We start from the raw sequence: 2,247 nt of genomic DNA, 5'->3' as shown, positions 1-2,247 counted from the left end.
ATGTACAGCGAAATAGTTCGTATGCTACACTAGCGTCATATAAGACTGGTTCGTCTATGAAGAATTCTATTAAACCGACTGTGGCCAAACCAGAACCGAAGAAAAAGGGCTTGTTCTCCAAAGTTGGGGGCTTCCTAAAAGATGCAGCAGACTTCCTGTTCATGGATGACATCAGAACCCTTGCAGACCCGAATGCATCCGTGTTAGACAAAAGTATAGCATTCATTAGCTTAATACCAAATCCATTTGGAAAAGCCGTAAAAGGTGTAAAACTCGGAGTCGACGCGGCTACGAGTTTAGGTAGGAAGGCTGATGATGTTAAGGCTGTAGTGAAGGGTGTAGAGAAGGTCGGAGGTACTAAGGGTATAGATAATGCTAAGCTAAGCCCATCAAATTATCCAAATCCAGACCCACCTATGTCTATACCACCTGTAAGATATGAACCAAAAACAATAAAAGAAGTCATAAGAATGCGTCAAGGAAAAGGACCAACAACTAAAATGACGCATGGTGATAAAAATATAGAAGCACACCATAGACAACAAGTCCCTGTTAAAAATGGTGGGATATTAGATGAGTTAGAACAAAGCACTCATAGAGGTGGAGGAAATCATACACGTCATGATAAACCTTCCCAGTTAACTCCTTCTCAAAGAGCCAAGGAGATTAGAGAACACTATAAAGAAAGAGGAAAAGAATATATACTACCAGGAGAAGGGGTTTAAAAGGAGGAAAAGCAAGTGACAAGAGATGAGATTGCAAATTTATTAGATGGTATATTAGATAAAGAATTAGGAAATTTAGATATTCCTTCGGCAAGTGATTGGGAAAATATCGAAAAAAAATTTGGATGTCAATTTCCACCGGAATTTAAATTTTTTATAGAACTAATGTCTGAATATTCATTTCCAGGAGATATCTTAAATGTTTCCAATGGTAAAACAAATGGAAATGATACTATTGAATTTACCTATGACTATGAAATCAAACAGGGCAATTGGAAGGAAGAATTAATCCCGTTTTATAGTATAGGTAATGGGGACTACTTTTGCCTTGTTTCTAATGAGTGTCCAAACACAGGAGTTTACTATTATTCACATGAAGAAACTAATATAGATAAAGAAGCTAATAACTTTGAAGAATGGTTAAAACAGTTGCCGACTTTTTTTAATTAGACGAATTGTAAAATTAAGTGCAACACCTAAAAATTGTAACTAAAACAAAACAGCCCATAACAGCTTCGTGTAAAATGTAAGTAACCACACCAACACATACACGGAGGACTGTTATGAGCTACAAACATCTTACCACATTTGAAAGAGCACGTATAGAAACGCTTTATGATCAAGGAAAATCTATCCGTACTATCGCTGAAAAACTAGAACGTTCACCATCTACGATCTCAAGAGAATTAAAACGCAATTCACAAAGAGGTTTGTATCAATCTGAAAAGGCACAAGAGAACTATAACGAACGTAGATTAAATTGTGGGCGTATTGGTAAATGGTCTCTAGAGCTAGCCGAAGTCATTAATGAAAAGTTAGTGCTCACCTGGTCGCCAGAACAAATCGTAGGTCGCTTATTCCAAGGTTCCATCAGCTTTAAAACCATTTATCGCTGGATTTATCAAGGACTGTTAGTGGAACAAGACTTAAATGTTCTTCGCCACAAAGGAAAGCGTCAGAAACCCCAAGAAACAAGGGGGCGATTTAATGTTGGAACTTCCATTACGGAACGACCAAAAGCGGTTAGAAAGCGAGAAACTTTTGGACATTGGGAGCTTGATAGCGTTGTCTCAAGCCGTGGCAAAAGCAAAGGATGTTTCGCCACGTTTGTAGAACGAAAAACTAGATGGTACATAGCACTTAAAATGTCGAACCGATCTGCCACCTCTATGGAACAAGCCATACGAACTTTAAATGGACAATTGCCCTCTGGTGCATTTCAAACCGCCACAGTTGACAGAGGTAAAGAATTCGCATGTTATAGCGCGATAGAGCAAGATACAGACATTCAGGTGTATTTTGCGGATCCTTACTCTTCATGGCAACGTGGCAGCAACGAGAATGCGAATGGTCTATTAAGAGAGTTCTTCCCTAAGAAAACCGATTTGGCTAAAGTCTCAGACAAAGAACTCGAAAATGCACTATCACTAATCAACAATAGACCAAGAAAATGTTTGAATTGGAAAACTACACACGAAGCGTTTCAGGAAGAACTGTTGCGCTTAATTTGACAAACTGTCAT

General features: G+C 38.5%; 3 protein-coding genes. All 3 read left to right on the top strand.

Annotated elements, in window-relative coordinates:
- Nucleotides 1–725: hypothetical protein (locus JF53_RS17875; protein ID WP_236686940.1), on the top strand; the 725-nt coding region annotated here is incomplete at its 5' end.
- 15 nt (nt 726–740) lie between these two features.
- Nucleotides 741–1,175, top strand: coding sequence for an SMI1/KNR4 family protein (locus tag JF53_RS10770; RefSeq protein ID WP_047982127.1), 435 nt, complete (start codon nt 741–743; stop codon nt 1,173–1,175).
- 113 nt (nt 1,176–1,288) lie between these two features.
- The gene (locus tag JF53_RS10765; RefSeq protein ID WP_047982132.1) at nt 1,289–2,236 is read left to right on the top strand and encodes an IS30 family transposase; all 948 of its coding nucleotides are present in this window, start codon (nt 1,289–1,291) and stop codon (nt 2,234–2,236) included.
- Nucleotides 2,237–2,247 lie beyond the last annotated feature (11 nt).

The sequence above is a fragment of the Ornithinibacillus contaminans genome, from assembly GCF_001038425.2.
In the GTDB taxonomy this organism is placed as follows: Bacteria; Bacillota; Bacilli; order Bacillales; family Amphibacillaceae; genus Ornithinibacillus; species Ornithinibacillus contaminans.
Note: the sequence above shows the minus strand (reverse complement) of the source record. Positions and strands in the feature narration are given on the sequence as shown.

What these genes read in the sequence shown, in the direction of transcription:
- JF53_RS10765 (WP_047982132.1), top strand. Translation starts at nt 1,289, where the DNA reads ATGAGCTACAAACATCTTACCACATTTGAAAGAGCACGTATAGAAACG.